At 64.7% G+C, this 19,476-nt stretch carries 14 protein-coding genes and 2 pseudogenes; 7 read left to right on the top strand and 9 right to left on the bottom strand.

Features of this window, described 5'->3' with window-relative positions; translation table 11 throughout:
• Both ABWO90_RS24640 and ABWO90_RS24635 read right to left on the bottom strand, forming a co-directional pair.
• Positions 1-156 (bottom strand): ABC transporter permease subunit (locus tag ABWO90_RS24640; protein WP_502922700.1); only part of this gene is annotated, 156 nt, incomplete at its 3' end.
• A gap of 192 nt (positions 157-348) precedes the next feature.
• Positions 349-1,554 carry an ABC transporter substrate-binding protein gene (locus ABWO90_RS24635; RefSeq protein WP_353193838.1) on the bottom strand — a complete coding sequence of 402 codons (1,206 nt, stop codon included), beginning with the start codon at positions 1,552-1,554 and terminating at the stop codon, positions 349-351.
• A 252-nt stretch (positions 1,555-1,806) separates the two neighbouring features.
• Here ABWO90_RS24635 and ABWO90_RS24630 point away from each other — a divergent pair.
• Positions 1,807-2,589, top strand: a pseudogene (locus tag ABWO90_RS24630) (FadR/GntR family transcriptional regulator); the annotation flags it as partial.
• A 376-nt stretch (positions 2,590-2,965) separates the two neighbouring features.
• Here the strand turns inward: ABWO90_RS24630 and ABWO90_RS24625 are convergent.
• The 4 genes from ABWO90_RS24625 to ABWO90_RS24610 form a co-directional block, all read right to left on the bottom strand.
• The gene (locus ABWO90_RS24625) at positions 2,966-4,033 is read right to left on the bottom strand and encodes an agmatine deiminase family protein (RefSeq protein WP_353193837.1); all 1,068 of its coding nucleotides are present in this window, start codon (positions 4,031-4,033) and stop codon (positions 2,966-2,968) included.
• A 71-nt stretch (positions 4,034-4,104) separates the two neighbouring features.
• Positions 4,105-4,674: a molybdopterin-dependent oxidoreductase gene (locus ABWO90_RS24620; RefSeq protein ID WP_353193836.1), complete on the bottom strand. Its 570-nt coding sequence runs from the start codon at positions 4,672-4,674 to the stop codon at positions 4,105-4,107.
• Between the two features lie 161 nt (positions 4,675-4,835).
• The gene (locus ABWO90_RS24615; RefSeq protein ID WP_353193835.1) at positions 4,836-8,597 is read right to left on the bottom strand and encodes an ATP-binding protein; all 3,762 of its coding nucleotides are present in this window, start codon (positions 8,595-8,597) and stop codon (positions 4,836-4,838) included.
• Positions 8,598-8,983: 386 nt separating this feature from the next.
• Positions 8,984-10,096, bottom strand: coding sequence for an aliphatic sulfonate ABC transporter substrate-binding protein (locus tag ABWO90_RS24610; protein ID WP_353193834.1), 1,113 nt, complete (start codon positions 10,094-10,096; stop codon positions 8,984-8,986).
• A gap of 573 nt (positions 10,097-10,669) precedes the next feature.
• Here ABWO90_RS24610 and ABWO90_RS24605 point away from each other — a divergent pair.
• Positions 10,670-12,910, top strand: coding sequence for a TonB-dependent receptor (locus ABWO90_RS24605; protein ID WP_502922699.1), 2,241 nt, complete (start codon positions 10,670-10,672; stop codon positions 12,908-12,910).
• 55 nt (positions 12,911-12,965) lie between these two features.
• Positions 12,966-13,652: a Fe2+-dependent dioxygenase gene (locus tag ABWO90_RS24600; protein ID WP_353193833.1), complete on the top strand. Its 687-nt coding sequence runs from the start codon at positions 12,966-12,968 to the stop codon at positions 13,650-13,652.
• A 93-nt stretch (positions 13,653-13,745) separates the two neighbouring features.
• Here ABWO90_RS24600 and ABWO90_RS24595 read toward each other — a convergent pair whose 3' ends face one another.
• Both ABWO90_RS24595 and ABWO90_RS24590 read right to left on the bottom strand, forming a co-directional pair.
• Positions 13,746-14,306, bottom strand: a complete 561-nt coding sequence (locus ABWO90_RS24595) for a Spy/CpxP family protein refolding chaperone (RefSeq protein ID WP_353193832.1) — start codon at positions 14,304-14,306, stop codon at positions 13,746-13,748.
• A 236-nt stretch (positions 14,307-14,542) separates the two neighbouring features.
• Positions 14,543-14,950 (bottom strand): DoxX family protein, encoded by a 408-nt coding sequence (locus tag ABWO90_RS24590; protein WP_353193831.1) that lies wholly within the window; start codon positions 14,948-14,950, stop codon positions 14,543-14,545.
• A 383-nt stretch (positions 14,951-15,333) separates the two neighbouring features.
• Here ABWO90_RS24590 and ABWO90_RS24585 point away from each other — a divergent pair, with 383 nt between their 5' ends.
• The 3 genes from ABWO90_RS24585 to ABWO90_RS24575 all read left to right on the top strand — a co-directional run bounded on the left by ABWO90_RS24585 (position 15,334) and on the right by ABWO90_RS24575 (position 17,367).
• Complete coding sequence (locus ABWO90_RS24585; protein WP_353193830.1) at positions 15,334-15,921, top strand: hypothetical protein; 588 nt, start codon at positions 15,334-15,336, stop codon at positions 15,919-15,921.
• 137 nt (positions 15,922-16,058) lie between these two features.
• The gene (locus ABWO90_RS24580) at positions 16,059-16,460 is read left to right on the top strand and encodes a PaaI family thioesterase (RefSeq protein WP_353193829.1); all 402 of its coding nucleotides are present in this window, start codon (positions 16,059-16,061) and stop codon (positions 16,458-16,460) included.
• A gap of 58 nt (positions 16,461-16,518) precedes the next feature.
• On the top strand, positions 16,519-17,367 hold the full coding sequence (locus ABWO90_RS24575) for a patatin-like phospholipase family protein (protein ID WP_353193828.1): 849 nt from the start codon (positions 16,519-16,521) through the stop codon (positions 17,365-17,367).
• A 61-nt stretch (positions 17,368-17,428) separates the two neighbouring features.
• On the opposite strand, the gene ABWO90_RS24570 is transcribed toward ABWO90_RS24575, so the two are convergent.
• The gene (locus tag ABWO90_RS24570) at positions 17,429-18,439 is read right to left on the bottom strand and encodes a D-2-hydroxyacid dehydrogenase family protein (RefSeq protein WP_353193827.1); all 1,011 of its coding nucleotides are present in this window, start codon (positions 18,437-18,439) and stop codon (positions 17,429-17,431) included.
• A 480-nt stretch (positions 18,440-18,919) separates the two neighbouring features.
• On the opposite strand from ABWO90_RS24570, the pseudogene ABWO90_RS24565 reads away from it, so the two are divergent.
• A pseudogene (locus ABWO90_RS24565) lies at positions 18,920-19,476 on the top strand (phosphoenolpyruvate carboxykinase (GTP)); the annotation flags it as partial.

Below are 19,476 nucleotides of genomic sequence, written 5' to 3'. Positions count from 1 at the left end.
CTGATAGCAGAAGTAGGCGCCGAGCAGATAGAAGGCGCCGTGCGCGAAGTTCACGAAGCGCAACAGGCCGAAGATGATCGACAACCCGACGGCCAGCAGGAAGTACAACATGCCGATGCCGACGCCGTTGATGACTTGCAGCAAATAGACGTTCATGCGCGTCCCGGGGAACGTGAGTGGACGTGGAGCACGCTCGCGGCGCGCAACCTCGATGGCGCGCCGCGAGCGAAACAAACGAATCCGACGACTTCGGCGGGGACATCGAAACGTCCCCGCGTGCGATCCGGCGATGCGACCGTTTGCGCACGGACGACCGTGCGAGCGCGCGCTAACGGCCCTCGACCGGCATCAGGCCATCTTGCACTCGGTCTTGTCGAGCGGCAGGAACGACTTCCCGGCGCTGACGATGTCGGCGAAGTCGTCGGCATTCTTCATCTTCGACTTGGCCTTGCCCTTGAGCAGGTAGTAGTTCTTGAGCACCTGGTGGTCGCCCTTGCGGATTTCCTCGGGGCCGGTGAGGCCGTCGTACTTCATGCCCTCCATCGCGGCGATCACGGCCTTCGGATCGGCGCTGCCCGCCTTGACCATCGCGTCGAGCATGAGCTTCGTGCAGATGTACGAGCCCGCCAGGCTGTAGTTCGGGTTCTGCTTGAAGCGCTCCTGCGTGCGCTTGACGAGATCGAGGTTCAGCGGCGACGCGACCGCGTGCCAGTACTGTGCGCCGAAGTACACGCCGTCGCACAGATCGGCGCCAAGCGTTTCGAACTGCTCCAGCCCCGAGGCCCATGCCATCAGGATCGTGCAGTTCTTCTTCATGCCGAAGCTCACGGCCTGCCGCAGCGTGTCGGACGATTGCGAGCCGAAGTTGAGAATCAGCAGCACGTCGGGTTTGGCGGCGGCAGCGTTGGTGAGGTAGCCCGAGAATTCCTTTTCCGTCAGCGAGTGATAGCTGTTGCCGACGTGCTCGATGCCCTTCTCCTTGAAGATGTTCTTCGCGGCGGTGAGCAGGCCGTCGCCGAACACATACTGCGGCGTAATCGTGTACCAGCGCTTGGCCTTGGGCATCGATTCGATGAGCGGACGCACCGTTTGCTCGATCGCCCCGAACGTCGGCACCGACCAGCGGAAGGTGGCGTTGTTGCAATCCTTGCCGGTGATTTCGTCGGCCCCGGCGGTGGTGATGAAGATGCCACCGGCTTTCTCGGCTTCCTTGCCCATCGCGAGCGCCTCGGACGACAGAATGCCGCCGGCGAAGAAGCGCGCGCCCTTTTGCTGGGCGATTTCCTGCACGCGGCGAATGGCCGTGGCGGGTTTACCCTCCGTGTCGAGCGTGGTGTAGGCGAGCGGGCGGCCGACCACCTTGCCGTACTGCTCGACGATGAGTTTCATGCCGAGGTCGGCGAACTTGCCATTGGCGGCAAAAGGCCCCGACATGGGCACCGGGCACGCCAGTTGAATGGCGCCGGCGTTTTGTGCGAACACGTCGCGAGCGGAGAGTAGGGAGCCAGGCAAAGACGCGGCGGCGGCGAGCTTCAACAGTTCACGACGATTCAATTTGGTCTCCAGGGATGGGAGCAATCGTTCATGGGGTGCAAACGTTCAACGCGTCACACAACGACCGGCCAGAGACCTGAGAAAGCGACCTGACTGTAACGACACGCAACGTCCGGGGCCTTATCCCTATCCGTCATATTTATTATGATAAATAGGATGGATTTGATCGTAGGTATAATGTTTTTCAGTGTCAATCGGAAAAAAACCCGAAGCCGATGCCGTCGTTCCGGTCGGTAACTCATGAGGCGCCACATGGCATTGGATCCGCAAACGATGCGCGAGCCGTTGGAAATCAAACAGCAAAAACGCGGCGACCTGGTCGCCGAAGCCATCAAGCGCTTGATCACGGAAGGGAATCTGTTGCCCGGCGATCGTCTGCCGCGCGAAGTCGAATTGCAGCAGATGTTCGGGGTCTCGAAGAGCACCATTCGCGAAGCGCTCAAGTCGCTCGAAGTGCAGGGACTCATCAAGGTGAGCACGGGGCCGTCGGGTGGCGGCATGGTCGTCGAAGTGCCGCTCGAGCGCACGTTTCAACTGCTGCAGAACTATCTCTTCTTCAAGGAAGTGAGCATCGACGACATCTACACGGTGCGTCAGTTGCTCGAACCCGAGTTGGCGGCAGGGGCGGTGCCGCATCTGACCGAGGCGGACTTCGAGGCGCTCGAACACAACATGGCCTGCTGCAGCCCGGCCTCGCACGACCGGCGAGAGTTGCTGCGTCAGCGCCAGGCGGATGTCGATTTTCACGACATTCTCGCCGCCGCCAATCCCAATAGTTTTCTGCGATTCACGTGTGAACTCGTCAACGAGATGATTCGTCAGTTGATCGTGTTCGGCAACGAGACGCCACGCCGCGAGCACGAGAAGTTCGGTACTGCGAACGTCAACATTCATCGCGAGATTACCGACGCTGCGCGCGCGGGCGACGCGCAGCGCGTGCGCGAGCTGATGCAGGTTCATATGCAGGAAGCGCGCACGTACATCAAGCGGATGAACGGGAAGCTGCGCGGACGACTCATTCTCGATTCCGATATCGTCGACATGCAGCAGCGGGTGCGCTCGCAGACGATCGCCAATACGAATGCCGTACCCGCGAAGGCTGCACGCAAGGCGGGCAGTAATGGTCGCAACGGCAGTGCGCAAGCGCCGTCGGACAGCGCGGTCGCCACGCCGAAGCGCGCGGCTCGCAAGACGGCGACGGCGGCAAGCGAGGGTACTGCGAAACGCGGATCGAAGCCGCGCGAGCGCGCCGTCGCCGGATCGACTGCGAATCCTGTGAAAGCCGTGAAAGCCGTGAAAGCCGTGAAGTCGACGAAAACTGCGAAGGTGTCCGGCTCGGGTGCTGCAACGAAGACCGCAGCACCCCGCAAGCGCCGCACCACCGCGCAGTAGTGTCGCGCGCGCCGCGCGTTCAGCGCACGGTGGCGGGCTGTTGTTGCGTGCAGCAGTGAATGCCGCCACCGCGTCGCGCGATGGCGCGTAGCGGCACCTGCACCACACGTCGTCCGGGATAGGCCTGCTGCACGATATCGCGCCCGTGAGCGTCGGCCGCCACGTCGCCGAATGCCGCCATCACGACACCGCCGTTCGGCAGGTAGTAGTTCACGTACTCCGGCGCGAAATCCTCGTCATCCGCCACGCTGGCAGGCAGGGCGTCGAAATCGGGGGCGTGCAGCAGGCCGATGTCGAAGCGCCGACCGCGCGCGTCGCAAGCAAGCCGCAACGCCCGAAGATTCTCTCGCGCCTCGCGTGACCACGCGTCGTCATCGTTGGCACTCGTCGCAAGCAATACGCCGGGCCGCACGAAGCTCGCCACACCATCGACGTGACCGTCGGTGATCGTGTCGAGCGACGAGCCCGGCAACCACACCACATGCGTCACGCCCAGCCAGTGGCGAAACACCGCTTCAGCCTCGCGATGCGTCAGCCCCGGATTGCGATTTGCGTTGAGGATCGACGTTTCCGTCACGATCAACGTGCCTTCGCCATCCACAAGCAGCGAGCCGCCCTCGGCCACGATGGGGGCGGCCGATGTGCCGACACCGAGTGCCCGTGCCACACGCTCGGCAACCCTCGGATCGGCATCGGGCATCGGCACGGTCTTCTTTCCCCAACCATTGAAATTCCAGCGCAATGCGTGGAGCGTCCGGGCATCGTCGAGCACGAAGGTGGGGCCGGTGTCTCGCATCCAGTGATCGTCCACGGGCATCGGATGCAGCGTGGCGCTCGCCGGAAGCAGGGCGCGGGCCTCGTCCAGATATGCCGGATCGACCGCGACGTGCAACGGCTCGAACCGCGCAATGGCGTGCGCGATGTGTCCCAGTTCGACAATGACGCCCGCGCGCCGCGCGCCCGACATGACCGTGCGGCTGGGCCACGCCATCCAGCAGGCGGCATGGGGATGCCACTCGGGCGGCATGTGCGGGCGCCCGGTGGCGTTGGTATCGAGGGAGAGAGGCGTGTGCAGGGACGACGTCATGGTTCGCTGCCGTGTGAAGTGTGTCGCCAGTGTAGGCGGCATGCGGCGCGAACGGATGACAGCGGACGACGTCAGAAGGGCGCGGGATCGGCCAGATGGACCGTAAGCCGCGTGAGTGCACGCACCTGACGCAACGCCACGCGAAGATCGCATGTCGAAATTAGGCCGATGCCCCCTTCGTCGGCGCCCAGCGGCTGTCCGTCACGCTCATAGACGACCAGGGCGCCCACGCCGACGGGGGTGTTGTAAAGCTCGTGCCAGGAGAACATGACGGTGTAGCCGTCTGCGCCTTGCGCCATGACGAACGCCCGCGTGAAATCGCGCGCCTGGGGCATGCGCAGTTGCGCGACGTCGAGCAACGCGCTCAGGCGCACGCCTTTGTATTCGTTCGCGCTGCGCACCTTGCGTCCGGACAGGCAGACGACATCGAGCGGGCCGGTCAGTTGTGTCGGCAGACGCTGCAACGCGCAGAGGTCGAACGAGTGACGCCGTTTGACGCATCCCGAGACGACGACCTCGCGCGACATCAACGGGGCGGGCGACGCGGCGGCGGGGCTGATCAGTGTGAGCGGCGTGCAGGTGGCGTTGGGGCGGGCGTCGGCGCGCGCAGGGGACGCGGCACGCAAGGAGTCGATGGGCATGTCAGGTTCGGTGTATGAGGTTTGGGGGCACCGGTCGCTTGACTATAGCGGTCGCGTTTGCCGCTGACATACGGCAGGCCTGATAGCGCCTATTCACGCATGCTGAGCCGAAGCGGCACCGGCAAATCGTTGCCGGTGCCTTATCCGATCCGATGCGACGCTCAGCTGCCGAAGCGCGCGGCGCGCCGCTCGGGGCGTCGCGCCATGACTTCCGCGATCATCGCGCGCGCTTCCTGAACGTCTGCCAAGGTCTCGCCGCCGTGCAGTGCATCGAGGGCCTCGCGCAGGATCGCCACGTATTCGGCGTCGCGCGCCGCATCGTTGCCATCGAGACGCAGCAGACTGAGCGTCGCGCGCAGCGTGAGCGTTGGCGATGCCTGAGCGCGTGCGACCTGCAAGGCGTGCTCCAGCCACGGTCGTACGGTCTCGTCCGGATGATTTCCAGCGCGCAGGAAGTCGCCTTTCTGCCGCAGGAATTCGGCTTGCCAGTGGCCATCGCTGCGACGCGCCGCCACGTGGGCACCGCGCTCGGTGGCATGCAGGCCCAGCGCGATGTCGCCGGTGCCTGCGCACGCTTCGACCATCAGCCCGAAGAAGATGCCTTCGACGCCGCCCATGATCTCGCTCAGGCGTCCCACGCTGTCGGTGATTCGTTCCAGGCCGTTGACGTCGCCGCGAGAGGCGAGCGCCCAGCCGCGAATCGTCTGCCCGGCAAGTGCCCAGAGCGCCACGCCGGTCTCGTTGGCCACTTCGGTCGCCTCGCTCGCCAGCGCCTCGGCCGAGGCGACCTCTCGACGCAGTCGCCGCAATAACGCTGCGAACACGAGCGCGAACGAGAACGAGTAGCGGCGTCCCTGACGCCGGCCCAGCGCCAGCGCTTCCTCGCTTGCGGCGAGTGACGCATCGTGGCGTCCGATGAACCAGTAGGCCCACGACAGGAAAGACAGCCCCGTCACGCGGGCGTCTTCGCCGAGGCCGGTCTCGGCGTGCTCGGGCCGGTAATGCGAGAGCCCGGTTTCGAGTGCCGTGACTGCGCCACCGAAGTCGCCGTGGCAGCACAGACTGTTGCCGAGCGCGTAGTACGCGTGGGCAAGTAACGGCGCCGCACCGGCTTGCTCGGCGATCAGGATGAGCTTGCGCGCAAGTTCCACGCTGCGCCCGAAGTCGCTCCACGAACTGGAGCCAAGCCACAAGCCCCAGTACACGGGGAACAGCGCAATGTCGTCACCCATCGGCTGCGCGAGCGCCAGTGCGGTCTCGAAATTGTGACGCGCCGGTTCCGAGCCATAGCCATGCAGCGAGACGAGCGGCACGCCGAGCGCCATGCGCAGTTGCAGCTCGCGTTGCGCGTTCTGGGCGCTCGTTCCCGTTTGACGCAGCACATCGAGGGCACTCTGATAATGGGCGCAGGCCTCGCGGAATGCCTGACGGCCTGTCGCGTATTCACCGGCGAGACGGTAATGCTCGATGGCGGCGTCCGGTTCGTCGGCCTGACGGAAGTGCCACGCGAGCACTTCTGGCTCATTCTGCACGGCGCTGGCATCGTACTCGCGCATGGCCAGCGCGATGCGTCGATGCGCGTCCTGACGGCGCTCCTGCGGCTGCGCGTCGTAGGCGGCCTTGTGCAGCAAGGCGTGGCGGAAGACATAGCGCCCGCTGTCCTGACGTTGCACCAGTGCGCAGGCCACGAGCGTGTCGAGCGCGCGTTCGACGAGCGCCATCTCACGACCGCTCGCCGCAGCGAGCAGGTCGGCGTGAAACTCGAGGCCGAGACACGACGCGAAGTGTGCGACCGGCTTCGCGCTGCCCGCCGCGTCGATGCGGGCCATCATCAGCTCCTGAAGGCTTGCCGGCATGGGCATCGTGGCACCGGCACCGCGTCCGCCTTGCTGTGCGGCCGTGGCGCGCGCCAGTTCCTGCAGGAACAGCGGGACACCTTCCGCCAGATGCACGATGCGCTCGCGCAAGGCGGCCGGCAGTGCCACGCGCGGCGTGGCAGCGCGCACGATGGACGCTGCGGCACCGGCGTCGAGCGCCGCGAGATCGATGCGACGCAATCCGGCGGTGTGATGCCACGGCAATTCGAACTCGGGACGCGCGCAAACGATCAGCAGACGTCCGGCGGGCGGGCTCTCTGCCATGAGCGCGAGGAGTTCCTGCGTGGACGGATCGGCCCAGTGCGCGTCGTCGAGCATGAGCACACCGCCATCGGGCAGCAGGGCGGTGAGCAGCGCCGGCACTTCGTTCAGCACGGCCTGTTTCCAGGCGTGCGGCGCGTTGCCTTCGGCCGGCATGTCAAACAGCGCACGCAGGCGACGGTGCGCGAGCAGGGCCGGTTGCGGCAGTTGTGACGCATCGGCTGCCGATTGCGTGCGCAGCCAGCGGGCAATCGGATGGAACGGCGTGCCTGCACCATCTTGCGCGCAGGCGAGATCGATGGCACGCAGGCCGCGCGTTTCCGTGAAGTGGCGCACGAGCGCCGACTTGCCGATGCCGGCTTCTCCGATCACCAGCGCCAGTACGCCTTGCCCGCCATTGGCGTCGCGTGTCGCGTCGTGCACGGTCGCGAGATCGGCGAGCGCGGCGTCGCGCCCGAAGAGCATGGCCGCGCGGCGTCGTGAGCGGCGCTCCGGTGTCGGATCGGGATTGACGCGAAATACCGGGATCTCGCGATTGCCATGACGCTCGCGCACGCTGCCGTGCGCGGTCGTTGCGATGGCTACGCCGATGAGACGCTGCGTCGCGTCGCAGATCACGACCTCGCCGGGCAGCGCCATGTCGGCGAGCTGCGTGGCGGAGCGCGATACGCGGCCGCCGGTGTCCGGACTGTCGTCGGCCACCGAACTGATGACGAGGCCGGTGTGAACGCCGACACCGATGCCCACGCGCGCCGTACTGGCCTGCACGCAACGCATGGCGGCCTCGACGGCGTGCCGTCCGGCGCCTTCGAGCGCGGTCGGGTAGCCGAAGTAGCCGAGCAATCCGCCGGTCGGCGTGCGCATCGTGTAGCCCCACGACTGACGCAGGATCGTTTCGCATTGCACGAGCGGCGGGCGCATGATGCCGACGAGCTGGTCGGGATCGTCGATGCCGTTGGGGGCGAATTCGATGGCGACGACGGTCAGTTGGCGACGTTCCGGGCCCGTGGCGCGCTGTTCCATGCGCGCGGGTGGTGTTTCGAGCAACTGCGTGAGCGCCGGGCCGGGGGCTTCGCCGAGTTCCTCTTTCAGGATCTCGCACAAACGCCGGTATTCGGTCTCGGCGTCGTCGCGGCGTCCGGCGCGCAACAGCAGCGCGAGCAGGCACTGCCAGCCGGATTCGTCGAACGGGGCGAGGGCGACGAGCTGCCGCGCGTGTGCGAGCGCCTGATCGAGGTCGCCCAGACGCGCGTAACCGTCGGCAAGCAGTCGTTCGCCGAACACGCGACGACGCTGATACTCATCGCGTTGGAGTTCTATCCATTGTTCGAGGTCGGGCGTGTCGCGTACTGACAGCCCATGCAGGAACGGGCCCTGATACAGGGCGACGGCATCGGCCAGATGTTGCAGATGCGCGGCCAGATCCAGACCGGTGACCGTTTCAAGCGTCCGGTTCGCCTGCTCGATCATGCTCGCGAAAACATGCGCGTCGATCCAGAGGCCGGTCTCGGGCCGCAGGCGCACGACCTGACGATCGGACTCGAAGAGTTCGTCGCCGAGCGTGTCGCGCAGATGGAAGAGCATGCGCTTGAGCTTGTCGCGCCCGCCCTGACCGTCTTCATCGGGCCAGAACAGGTCGGCGAGCGCGCCGCGCGTGTGATAACCGGGCTGCAGGGCGAGATAGGCCAGCAACCCGCGCGCCTTGGTGTACTTCACGGCGCAGGCTTGTTTGCCTTGTTCGACCCGCATCGGTCCGAGCAGGTAGAGCGATCTGGTGGCTTGCATTGTCCCTGGACGGCAAATAGGCAACACCGACGCACACACGAAGGTGTCGCGCCGGTGTTGCCGATTTCATGATGTCGTCGAGCCAGTCCGACCTGTCCGGCATGCGCAGCGCATGCTGCGCCGAGGGCGGGCAAATCGGTGTCTGGCCAAACGCCAAGGCCGTTCCGGGGGGGCTCCGGCCAAATGCTTTATGTATTACAGGCCCAAGTATAAACACACGTATGAATCATTTCGGAAATACCTGAGAAATTCGCACGAAATTGTGGGAATTGCGACATACCGACACCTTCCTGCCGAGGGTGCCGCTTTATCGGGCAGATACGATTGGCGTGTCACGCCCGACCGGTCGTTCGGCGCCCGTCGGCTTTCAGAGGAGGGGGCGGGCGTCAGGCCGGGGCTTGCCATATCGTGGCGTCGGCAGCGTCGACGCGTCTGGGCAGCAGACCGGCCTGCGTGAAGACGTCGGCAATGCGCTGCTGTTCGGCGATGGCGTCGCGCACCACGGGTTGCACGTCGTAACTGCGCCGACGGTTGGCCGCCTCGACGGTGGCGGTGTCCAGGCCCCAGATCGGCGCCAGCAATGCCGCCGCTTCATGTGGGTTGGCGCGCACCCACTGACCTGCTTCGGACAACGCACGATAGACGTCGCGCAGCACGGCCGAGTGCTCGCGCGCAAACGCAGGTGTGGCGAGGTAGTAGCGCTGATAGCCGGCGAGTCCGCGCGCCGTGGTGAGGGTGCGCACCTTGTCCTGACGCTCGACGCTGGCAAGGAACGGATCCCACGTGACCCAGGCGTCGACGTTGCCGCTGGCGAACGCGGCGCGCCCGTCGGCAGGTGTCAGATAGGCGGGTTGCACGTCGGTGATGCGCAGGCCCGCACTCTGCAGGGCTGCGATGAGCAGATAGTGCACGCCCGCGCCTTTGGTCACGGCGATGCGTTTGCCCTTCAGATCCGCCAACGTTTTGATCGGCGACGTTTGCTGCACCAGGATCGCCTCGGCGTCGGGCGAGGGTGTCTCGCGGGCCACGTAGGCGATGCGCGCGCCCGCTGCCTGCGCGAAGACCGGCACCGTGTCGGCCACGTCGGCCGAGAAATCGATGCTGCCGACGTTGAGCGCTTCGAGCAGCGGCAATCCGCTGGTGAATTCATGCCAGGTGAGCGTGACGTTATGTGGCGCGAGCGCCTGTGCCAGCGTGCCACGGGCTTTGGCGACCACGATGAGCGTCGACGACTTCTGATAGCCGATGCGCAGCGTCAGCGGCCCGGTGGCGGCGCGTGCATCGCCGCTGTGCACGAGCGCACCGGTGACGCCGAACGCCTGCACAACGCTCCCCGCGAGCAACGCGGTGCCCGTGCGCTGGAGGAAGCGGCGGCGCGGCACCGACGTATCGATAGCTTTGCCGACGTCGGAAGCTCCGGCAGGGGAATTGGACAGGCGGGATGTTGCTGAGTCGATCTGACGAGACATGACGAAGTGGCGGGCAGCGGCGACCGTCATCGGGTCGCTCGGGACGAACGTGGCGCGTGAGCGATCCGAATGTGGGGCGCTAACGCGAGCGATGGGCAGGGCGGACGGACATGCCCGCAGCGCTATGCGCGACGGTATCCGCAACCGTGCCCGATGGCTCACTTGTATCGCGACGTCAGGCGGGCGCGCCAATAAGCGTTTCGCCTATGCATAGCGTGCGATGCGTCATATCGATATGCCACGGGTTGGGATGGCGATCTCGACAGACGAAACCGGCGTAACGCGCGGCCGCCCCCCCGATCTGCTCAAAACTTCCGCAACCGTTGCGCCGTTGTCCTAGGGAATACCCTTGGGCCGCACGATGGTGAGAGAGCGATTCCCGATTCGAAGTCGAGGAAGTAATCCGCTTGCTTTCATCGGCTTACATGGCGGGCGCACCTTTATGGTGCCGACGTGTTACGGCGTATTACAAGGAACGCGGTGATTTCAGGCAGTTACGTGAACGATGGTGTCTTGTAATGAAAATCATTCCTATTTATATTCGCGCCCCAGATTGTCCCGCTCACTTTCCGGCCGCTCTGCTGCCGTAATCCGATACCGATCATGATGCAACGCAAGCCCCTGACGCTGGCGATGATGGCGCTGTTCGCTACGCCGCTCGCCGCCTCCTATGCCTCGCCGGTCATGGCGCAGAGCACCGCACCGGCCGCCTCGCAGGACACAGCACCGGGCGCCGCGCCCGCTGTATCGACCGCGCCTGCCGCTGCGCTGCCGCAAACCGACGTTTCGGGGGCATCGATCCGCGAGGAGTATCAGCGAGACCTGTCGACGGTCGGCGGCAAGGTGCCTACGGCGATTCGCGACATTCCGCAGTCGGTCACCGTGATCGACAAGGCGGTCATGCAGGCACAGGGCGCGACCTCGTTTGCCGACGCGCTGCGCAACTCGCCTGCGATCACGCTCGGCGGCGCCGAAGGCGGCCAGATCGGCAACAACATCAACCTGCGCGGCTTCTCCGCACGCACCGACATCTTTCTGGATGGGTTCCGCGACCGCGGCCAGTACTACCGCGACACGTTCAATCTCGACTCGATCGAAGTGCTCGAAGGGCCGTCCTCGATGTTGTTCGGCCGAGGCTCGACCGGCGGCGTCATCAATCAGGTGAGCAAACAGGCGAACCTCAAACCGCTCAGCGAAGTGTCGGGCACGATCGGCACGAACGACCGGTATCGCGGTTCGTTCGATTTCAATCGCCCGATCTCGGACACGGCAGCATTTCGCATCAACGGCTTCGGGCAGGACATGCATTCCACGCGCGACGTCATCAACAACCAGGATTGGGGCGTCGCGCCGACGCTCAAGCTGGGCATCGGTACGCCCACACAGATCACGCTCTCCGCGCTCGTGCAACACAACCGCGACATGGCGGACTACGGCACCGTGGGCTACAACGGCCGCCCGCTGCCCATCTCCAAGAATCAGTTCTACGGGCTGACGACCGACCGTACGGTGCAGGACGTTGCGAGCTTCACCGCGAAGATCGAGCACAAGGTCGACGACAGCCTGAAGATCTCGAACCAGACGCAGTACAGCCGCTACGTCATCGACGCGATCGAGACGTCGCCGCACGCGGTGGGCGTGCCCAACGGCTCGGGCGGCTTCACCACGCTCCCGACCGGGCCGACGGCGGGCCTTCCGTCGTTCTCGCTCGATCAGCTTTGGGTGCAACTGCAAAGCCACGACCGCAAGATCACCGACACGTCGCTGTTCAACCAGACGGATGTCGTGAAGACGTTCTCCACCGGGCCGCTCAAGCACACGGTCATCGCCGGGGCGGAGTTCGGTCGCGACACCTACGAGAATCAGGCGTACTCGCGCACGGGCGCCGGGCAGGCGTCGGGATTCCTCGGCTGGATTCCGGCCAACAGTACGGCGTACTACTCGAATCTGCCGAACGTGACGACCACGACCGGCAACCTGGCGCAAGGCTCGGCCGAAACGATGGCGTTCTACGCGAACGACACCATCGAGTTGACCAGGCAATGGAAGATCGTGGGCGGCCTGCGCTGGGATCGCTACAAGGCGCAGCTTTCCAATACCGTGAGCGCACCGGGCTACGCCACGCAGACGGTGAATTACACGAGCGTTCGCACCGGTGTCATCTACCAGCCGACCGAGTCGCAGTCCTACTACTTCTCCTACGGCACGTCGTTCAATCCGTCGCTCGAGGCGCTGACGGTCACCAACAATACGCAGGCGCTGCCGCCGGAGACGAACGAGTCGTTCGAGGTCGGCAGCAAGTGGAATCTGTTCGACGACAACCTCTCGATCAACACTGCGCTGTTCCAGATCACGAAGAACAACGCGCGCACGCAGACCGGCACGTCGGGCGAGTACTCCAACTCGGGCAAGGTGCGTGTGCGCGGCTTCGAGCTGAGCGCGACCGGCCACATCACGTCGAACTGGCAGGTGATGGGCGGCTACATGTTCCTGAACTCGCAAGTCCTGCAGGCCAACGACGGCACGCAGGGCAATGTACTCGCCAACACGCCGCGCCACTCGCTCACGCTCTGGTCGACGTACACCCTCGGGCATTGGGAAGTGGGCGGCGGCATGAACTACATGTCGTCACGCTACGCGGCCAACACCAACCTGATTCAGGTGGGCGGCTATACTCGCTGGGACGCCACCGTTGCCTACCACCAGCCGAAGTACGATATCCGCTTCAACCTGCTCAACGTGTTCAACAAGACATACTTCGACGCGCTCATTCCGTCGGACGGCGGGCGCGCGGTACCGGGCATCGGGCGGACGGCAATGCTGACCGGCACCTACCGGTTCTGACCGCCTTTGACCGGTCTCGGACCCGGTTCCGACTCATCTCGAAGGAAGTCCACCGATGCTGCTGCGCATACCGAATGTCCTCAACCCGGATCAGGTCGGCTGGGTGCGTGCCCGGCTCGACAGCGCGGGCGACGCCTGGGTCGACGGGCTGGCTACGGCGGGCTATCAGGGCGCGCCCGTCAAGCAGAATCAGCAGATCGACGAGCACAGCGCCGTCGCCCGTGAACTGGGCGACGTGATTCTCGGCGCGCTGGAGCGTCATCCGCTGTTCATCAGCGCAGCGCTACCGAACAAGGTCTATGCGCCGATGTTCAATCGCTACGGCGAAGGCATGCACTTCGGCAATCACGTGGACGGCGCGATTCGCCTGCAGCCCGGCAGCGGCATGCGCATTCGCACCGACATTTCCGCGACGCTGTTTCTCGCATCGCCCGATGAGTACGACGGCGGCGAACTCGTGATCGAGGACCAGTACGGCGCACATCAGGTGAAGCTGGCGGCCGGCGACATGGTGCTGTATCCGGCGACCAGTCTGCATCGGGTAAATCCGATCACGCGCGGCACGCGCGTCGGCTGCTTCTTCTGGGTGCAGAGTCTGGTGAAGGACGACACGCAACGCACGTTGCTCTTCGATATGGACAACGCCATCCAGCGATTGAATGCGACGGGCGCCGACGAGACGGCGCGCCGCACGTTGGTCGGCTGTTATCACAACCTCATCCGCGTCTGGAGCGAGACGTAAAAAACGCCCGGCCTCCGTGCAATACGGGGAACCGGGCGTCTCTCGACATGCCGGGCGATGTCGCCCGGCGGCGCTGGTCTCGCTGCTGTGCGCTTATTGCGCCTGACCGGCCGGCGGCTGCGTTGCCGGCGCGCCCTTGTGCATCTGGCCGCGATGCTGCATCGCCTTGTCGTGCCAGGCCTTCATCTTGGCCCAGCGCGCCTTGATGGCGGTGCTCACGAGGGTTTTCTGGTCGTTGTTCAGACCGTTGTACACGTTCAACCAGGCGTCTTCGGTCTGGCTGCGAAGCTGACGGTTCTGATCGAACACCTTCTCACGCGCGGCGCGCATGCCGGCGAGATCGAGCACCTGCTGATCCTTCGCCTGCGCGAACATCTGGCGGAACTGCTCACCGTTCTTGCGCATGGCGTCGCGATTCTGCTTCGACGTATTCACGGCCTGTTGCCAGGCTTGTTCCTGCTGCGCGTTGAGCTTCAGTTGATCGTGCAACTTGCGAATGTCACCGAGCCCCCAGGGACCGTGCTCGCCACGCATGTGATGCATGGCGGCGTTCGGACCCGTGGCCGGCGCGGTGGCGTCGGCAGCATGGGCGAGGCCGAACATCGAGGTGGCGACAAGGACAGCGGACGCGGCGGCGATCTTCAGTTTGCGCATGGTGTTAACTCCTTTGGGTACTGCCGGAATTGGCAGTTTCAGAGTAAGTCATCGCATCGTCGAACAAGTTGCAAAGTGCAACCGCTGTATTACCTGACGTTACGAGCGCCGAGATTCGCAATATTCCGAAACGATTCGGCCCGCCTTTGCCGTCACTCGACAAAGGCGGGCCGAAGATCACGCTCGCGCGATACGGCGCGCGGCGTTCAGTCCCGGGTGAAGACGATCGCTTCCGGTCAGTCCCAGACGCCGCGTCCACCCGACACGCTGTAGCGGCCGGCGCCGAAGAGGATCACGCACAGCCCCGTGAACAGATAGAAGCCCTGCAACTCGAGCGCCCATCCACCGGTCTTGGCGAGGTCGCCCAACTGGCTCAGGTGGACCAGCGAGAACGCGACGACCATGTTGCCCACGACCAGCAGGCCGCCCAGTCGGCTCAGCACGCCGAGGATCAGCAGCACCGGCGCGAGCACTTCACCGAGATAGGCGCCGTAGGCGAGCCAGCCCGGCAAGCCGTGCGACGTGATCATGCCCTCGATGAAGCCCACACCGTTGATGACCTTATTGACGCCGTGAAACAGCAGCAGGATACCGAGGGTGAGGCGCAGGATCAGTTTGCCGAGGTCGTCTCTGGTGCTCTGCATGGTGAAGCTCCTTCTTGACTCGCGTGTTCGCGTAAGGGGGCTGACGGGGAATGGGGCACGCTCACCGCGGGTGGGTGTGCCGGCCAAATGGGCACCACTGTATCAAATCGTTACGGCGCTGTCTGCGGGGGTCCCAATGATTTCATGGACATGACGCGAAACCGGCAGGGCGAGCGAATTACAAGCGGTTACCTTTCGGACTCCGCGGTTACACGACGGCTGTCGTCGTCGCGGGCGAGTGCCTCGTTAATCGCCATAAGGACGCAGCAAACCGCTGGCAATCCCGCCAGCGACGAGTGTCCCCGCCGGTTCTCCGGATACGCGTCGAGAGCGTCGTATCCAGACATTGATCAGGCATTGTCATCGCCAATAAGGATTCCATCATGAACGTCCGTAAAACTCTGATTCTGAGCGCTGTGACCGTTGCCCTCGGCGGTGTGTTCGCCTCGCAGGCGTTCGCCCAGGGCACTGCCGGTGAAACGGCGCGCGACATCAACCAGCAGCAGCGCATCGAGAACGGCCTGAAGAGCGGCCAGTTGTCGACCAAGGAAGCGTCGAGCCTGGAGAAGGGCGAGGCGAAGATCGACAAGATGCAGGCGCACGCCGATCACACCGGCGACACGGCCGCCGAGAAGGCGCGCATCGCGAATGCCCAGAACAAGGAGAGCGCGAAGATCGATCGACTCAAGCACAACGGCAAGGTGGGTAACCCTGCGTCGAAGTCGTCTGAGCGCATGCAGGCAGACGTGCAGCGTAACGTGAATCAGGAGAAGCGCATCGCCCAGGGGCAGGCCGCCGGAACGTTGAACAACAAGCAGGTCGGCAGCCTCGAGCGAGGTCAGGCACGTGTCGACGCGGCCGAGGCGCGTGCGGGCAAGAACGGTCACGTGAGTCAGGGCGAGCAAGCGGGCGTCCAGCATCGTGAGAACCATCAGAGCCAGCGCATCCATCAGGACAAGACGAACGGCTGAGTCCGCGCGCGATCCACGCGGCCGACACCGCTGTCACTCGACGCGCCACCCTTGCCGGGTGGCGCGTTTGTTTTGCAGCTATCATCGGCTTCATACGGGAAACACAACAACACAACGACAACCGAAGGATGGTCAGGATGGAGCTGGTGCAAGCGCAGAAGATGCTCGATGAACTCGTGTCGCCGTGGGTGCGACAACTCAATCTGCAAGTCGAGGCGGCAGGGCCCGAGCAGAGCGAGTTGCGACTGCCGTTCGATGCCGCGTTCAAGCACGGTGGTGGGGTGATCTGCGGACAGGTGTTCATGGCGGTGGCCGACACCGCGATGGTCGTGGCGCTGTCGGCGGCCCTCGGCGGCTTTCAACCGATGACCACCGTCACGCTCAACACACAATTCATGCGTCCCGTGACGGACGGCGACCTGCGCGTGATCGCGCGGATTCTGCGCCGGGGCAAGAATCTCGTGTTCGGCGAGATCGAGATTTTCGACGCGTCGGGCAAGATGGCCGTGCACGCGACCACGACCTACGCGCTGCTGTGAGCGTATCGGCGTCATGACGCCGAAGCGTATTGAGCGCATCGAATGACCCGGGGGGCTTATGTTCGATCAGATCGTCTTCGCCGGCGGCGGTAACCGTTGCTGGTGGCAGGCCGGTTTCTGGGAGCGTGTCACGCCCGAGGTGCCCCTGCGCCCGCGTGTGATCACCGGCATCTCGGCGGGTGCGGCCACGGCCTGCATGTTGCACATGCGGGCGTCGGACTGGGTGATGGATTATTACCGGCAGGCGCTCGCGAGCAATCGCAAGAATGCGTATTGGGGCAACCTGCTGCGCGGCGAGCGTGTGTTCCCGCACTACCGGATCTATCGTCAGGCGTTGCTCGACATCTACGACGGCCAGTTGGAGAAGCTCGCCGCCGGCCCGGAGATTCGGGTGGGCGTGTCGCATATCCCGCGCTGGCTCGGGCCGCGCACGGCAACGGCCGCGGGGATCGTCGCCTACAACATCGACAAGCATGTGCGTCGCACGCTGCATCCGACGCTGGCCCGGCGCCTCGGTTTTACGCCCGAGTTCGTGCGCGCGCAGGATTGCCGGACAACGTCGGAGCTGGCGGACCTGATGCTGCAATCGTCCTGTACACCGCCGTTCACGCCGATTCTGCGGCGAGGCGGGCGTGCCGTGCTCGACGGCGGCATGGTCGACAACGTGCCCGTCGACGCGCTCGATGCCACGCCGGGGCAGGTGTTGGTGATGGTCACGCGCCGCTACCCGCGACCGCAGATCTTCACCCAGCATTACGCCGGGCAGGATCGGCTGTATGTGCAGCCGTCCGAGCCCGTGCCGATTTCCAGTTGGGATTACACGCGTCCGGACATGATGGGCCCGGCCTATGCGTTGGGCCGCCGCGACGGCGAGACCTTTCTGCGCCATCTCGACACGCTGAAGTAAGCGCGCCGGCGCACCGGACGCATGATGCGCGTCCGGCGTGGGTCAGCGCTGGCCGATCAGATCAGCGGCCGAAGCCCAGCAGCGCAGCCGGGTTCGCGACGTGCGCGCGATCCCCGTTCAGGAAGTCGACGATGTTCTGGAAGGCCACGCGGAAATACAACTCGTAGCTCTCTCGTTCGACATACCCGATATGCGGCGTGCAGACGCAATTCTCGAGTCGCAGCAGCGGATTGCCTTGCAGAATCGGCTCGCTCTCGAACACGTCGATGGCGGCCATGCCCGGACGTCCCCGGTTCAGCGCCGTGATCAGCGCGTTTTCTTCCACCAGTTCGGCGCGGCTCGTGTTCACGAACAACGCCGTCGGCTTCATCTGCAACAGATCTTCCAGCTTCACGAGATGGCGCGTTTCGTCGTTCAGACGCAGATGCAGCGACAGCACATCGCTCTGTGTAAAGAGTTCTTCCTTGCTGTTGGCCACACGCAGACCGTCTGCCGCAGCGGCTTCGCGCGAACCCTCGCGGCCCCAGACCATCACTTCCATGCCGAACGCGCGGCCGTAACCCGCCACCAGGCGGCCGATCTTGCCGTAGCCCCACAGGCCGAGCGTCTGGCCGCGCAGCACCTGTCCCATGCCGAAGTTCGGCGGCATGCTCGATGACTTCAGGCCCGATTGCTGCCAGGCGCCGTGTTTCAGGCTGGCCACGTACTGTGGAATGCGGCGCTGCGCCGCCATGATCAGGGCCCAGGTCAGTTCGGCCGGGGCGGTGGGCGAGCCCACGCCTTCGAGCACGGCCACGCCGCGCGCCGTACAGGCGTCGATGTCGATGTGATTGCCCGCGCGTCCGGTCTGGCTGATGACGCGCAAACGCGGCAGTTTGTCGATGAGTTGCGCGGTGATGGCGGTGCGTTCGCGGATCAGGACGAGTACTTCGGCTTCACCCACGCGGGCGGAGAGTTGTCCGACGCCTTTCACCGTATTGTTGAAGACCTTGACGTCGTGACCGGCCAGCAGGGAGAAGCAATCGAGCTTTCGGACAGCGTCCTGATAGTCGTCGAGAATGGCAATTTTCATGGCAAAGCGTAATCGAACCGGCGCAGGACTCGTGGGTCCGGCACCGGCGGAAATAATATCGGAGGCCGCCGCTGGGGGCGGGCGTACTGGTCGTTGACACGGCCGGCCTTTTTGGCGAAAACGCCCCGCCAGCCTTGTTGCGACGCAGCACCGGCGCGATTTGCGCGGTGGTATGCTGACGCCTCGTTTTGCATAGTATGGCAGGTGTCCTGGCAACCATGGCGAAACCGCCTCAACACGATGGCAAAAAATCGAACCCACCCCGCAAAAGCAAGTCGGATCTGGTGAGCGAGACGCTTGATGCGCACGTATCGGTGCGCGTGTTGCCCCCTGCCTTCCCTCCGGTATCCCCGACCGGATGGGCTGCGTTGCGAGATTTCGTGCTCGCGAAGCTATCCGCGCAAAGCACACCCGGCGTCTGCGCGCTGCGCACGCCCGGTGCCTGTCCCGATTCCTCGACTCTGCATGGAGATAACCCCCATGACGCAAGCCAGTGTGAGCGCAAGCGCGCTCAACGCCTCTTCCTCGTCCAATGTCGCCACACGTGATCTGCCCAGTTGGGTGCGTCACCGCAAGCTGATCGACTGGGTCTCGCACATCGCGGCGATCACCCAGCCGGAGCGCGTGGTGTGGTGCGATGGTTCGCAGGAAGAATACGACCGTCTGTGTGAGCAGATGGTGGCCGCCGGCACGATGCAGCGGCTCAACCCTGCCAAGCGTCCGAACTCGTTCCTGGCGCTGTCCGATCCGTCGGATGTCGCCCGCGTGGAAGACCGCACGTTCATCTGCAGCGAAAAACGTGAAGACGCCGGCCCGACCAACCACTGGATCGATCCGCGCGAAATGCGCACCACGCTCGACGGCCTGTTCCAGGGCTGCATGCGTGGCCGCACGATGTATGTCGTGCCGTTCTCGATGGGGCCGCTCGGCTCGCCCATCGCGCATATCGGCGTGGAGCTGTCCGATACGCCGTATGTGGCCGTGAACATGCGCATCATGACGCGCATGGGCCGCGCGGTGTACGACGTGCTCGGCGA

This window comes from Pandoraea pnomenusa (genome assembly GCF_040391475.1).
In the GTDB taxonomy this organism is placed as follows: Bacteria; Pseudomonadota; Gammaproteobacteria; order Burkholderiales; family Burkholderiaceae; genus Pandoraea; species Pandoraea pnomenusa_C.
The sequence above is the reverse complement of the archived record's forward strand: the minus strand, read 5'-3'. Positions and strand labels throughout refer to the sequence as shown.

What these genes read in the sequence shown, in the direction of transcription:
- ABWO90_RS24625 (WP_353193837.1), bottom strand. Translation starts at nt 4,033, where the DNA reads ATGACGTCGTCCCTGCACACGCCTCTCTCCCTCGATACCAACGCCACC.
- ABWO90_RS24620 (WP_353193836.1), bottom strand. Translation starts at nt 4,674, where the DNA reads ATGCCCATCGACTCCTTGCGTGCCGCGTCCCCTGCGCGCGCCGACGCC.
- ABWO90_RS24615 (WP_353193835.1), bottom strand. Translation starts at nt 8,597, where the DNA reads ATGCAAGCCACCAGATCGCTCTACCTGCTCGGACCGATGCGGGTCGAA.
- ABWO90_RS24610 (WP_353193834.1), bottom strand. Translation starts at nt 10,096, where the DNA reads ATGACGGTCGCCGCTGCCCGCCACTTCGTCATGTCTCGTCAGATCGAC.
- ABWO90_RS24605 (WP_502922699.1), top strand. Translation starts at nt 10,670, where the DNA reads ATGATGCAACGCAAGCCCCTGACGCTGGCGATGATGGCGCTGTTCGCT.
- ABWO90_RS24600 (WP_353193833.1), top strand. Translation starts at nt 12,966, where the DNA reads ATGCTGCTGCGCATACCGAATGTCCTCAACCCGGATCAGGTCGGCTGG.
- ABWO90_RS24595 (WP_353193832.1), bottom strand. Translation starts at nt 14,306, where the DNA reads ATGCGCAAACTGAAGATCGCCGCCGCGTCCGCTGTCCTTGTCGCCACC.
- ABWO90_RS24590 (WP_353193831.1), bottom strand. Translation starts at nt 14,950, where the DNA reads ATGCAGAGCACCAGAGACGACCTCGGCAAACTGATCCTGCGCCTCACC.
- ABWO90_RS24585 (WP_353193830.1), top strand. Translation starts at nt 15,334, where the DNA reads ATGAACGTCCGTAAAACTCTGATTCTGAGCGCTGTGACCGTTGCCCTC.
- ABWO90_RS24580 (WP_353193829.1), top strand. Translation starts at nt 16,059, where the DNA reads ATGGAGCTGGTGCAAGCGCAGAAGATGCTCGATGAACTCGTGTCGCCG.
- ABWO90_RS24575 (WP_353193828.1), top strand. Translation starts at nt 16,519, where the DNA reads ATGTTCGATCAGATCGTCTTCGCCGGCGGCGGTAACCGTTGCTGGTGG.
- ABWO90_RS24570 (WP_353193827.1), bottom strand. Translation starts at nt 18,439, where the DNA reads ATGAAAATTGCCATTCTCGACGACTATCAGGACGCTGTCCGAAAGCTC.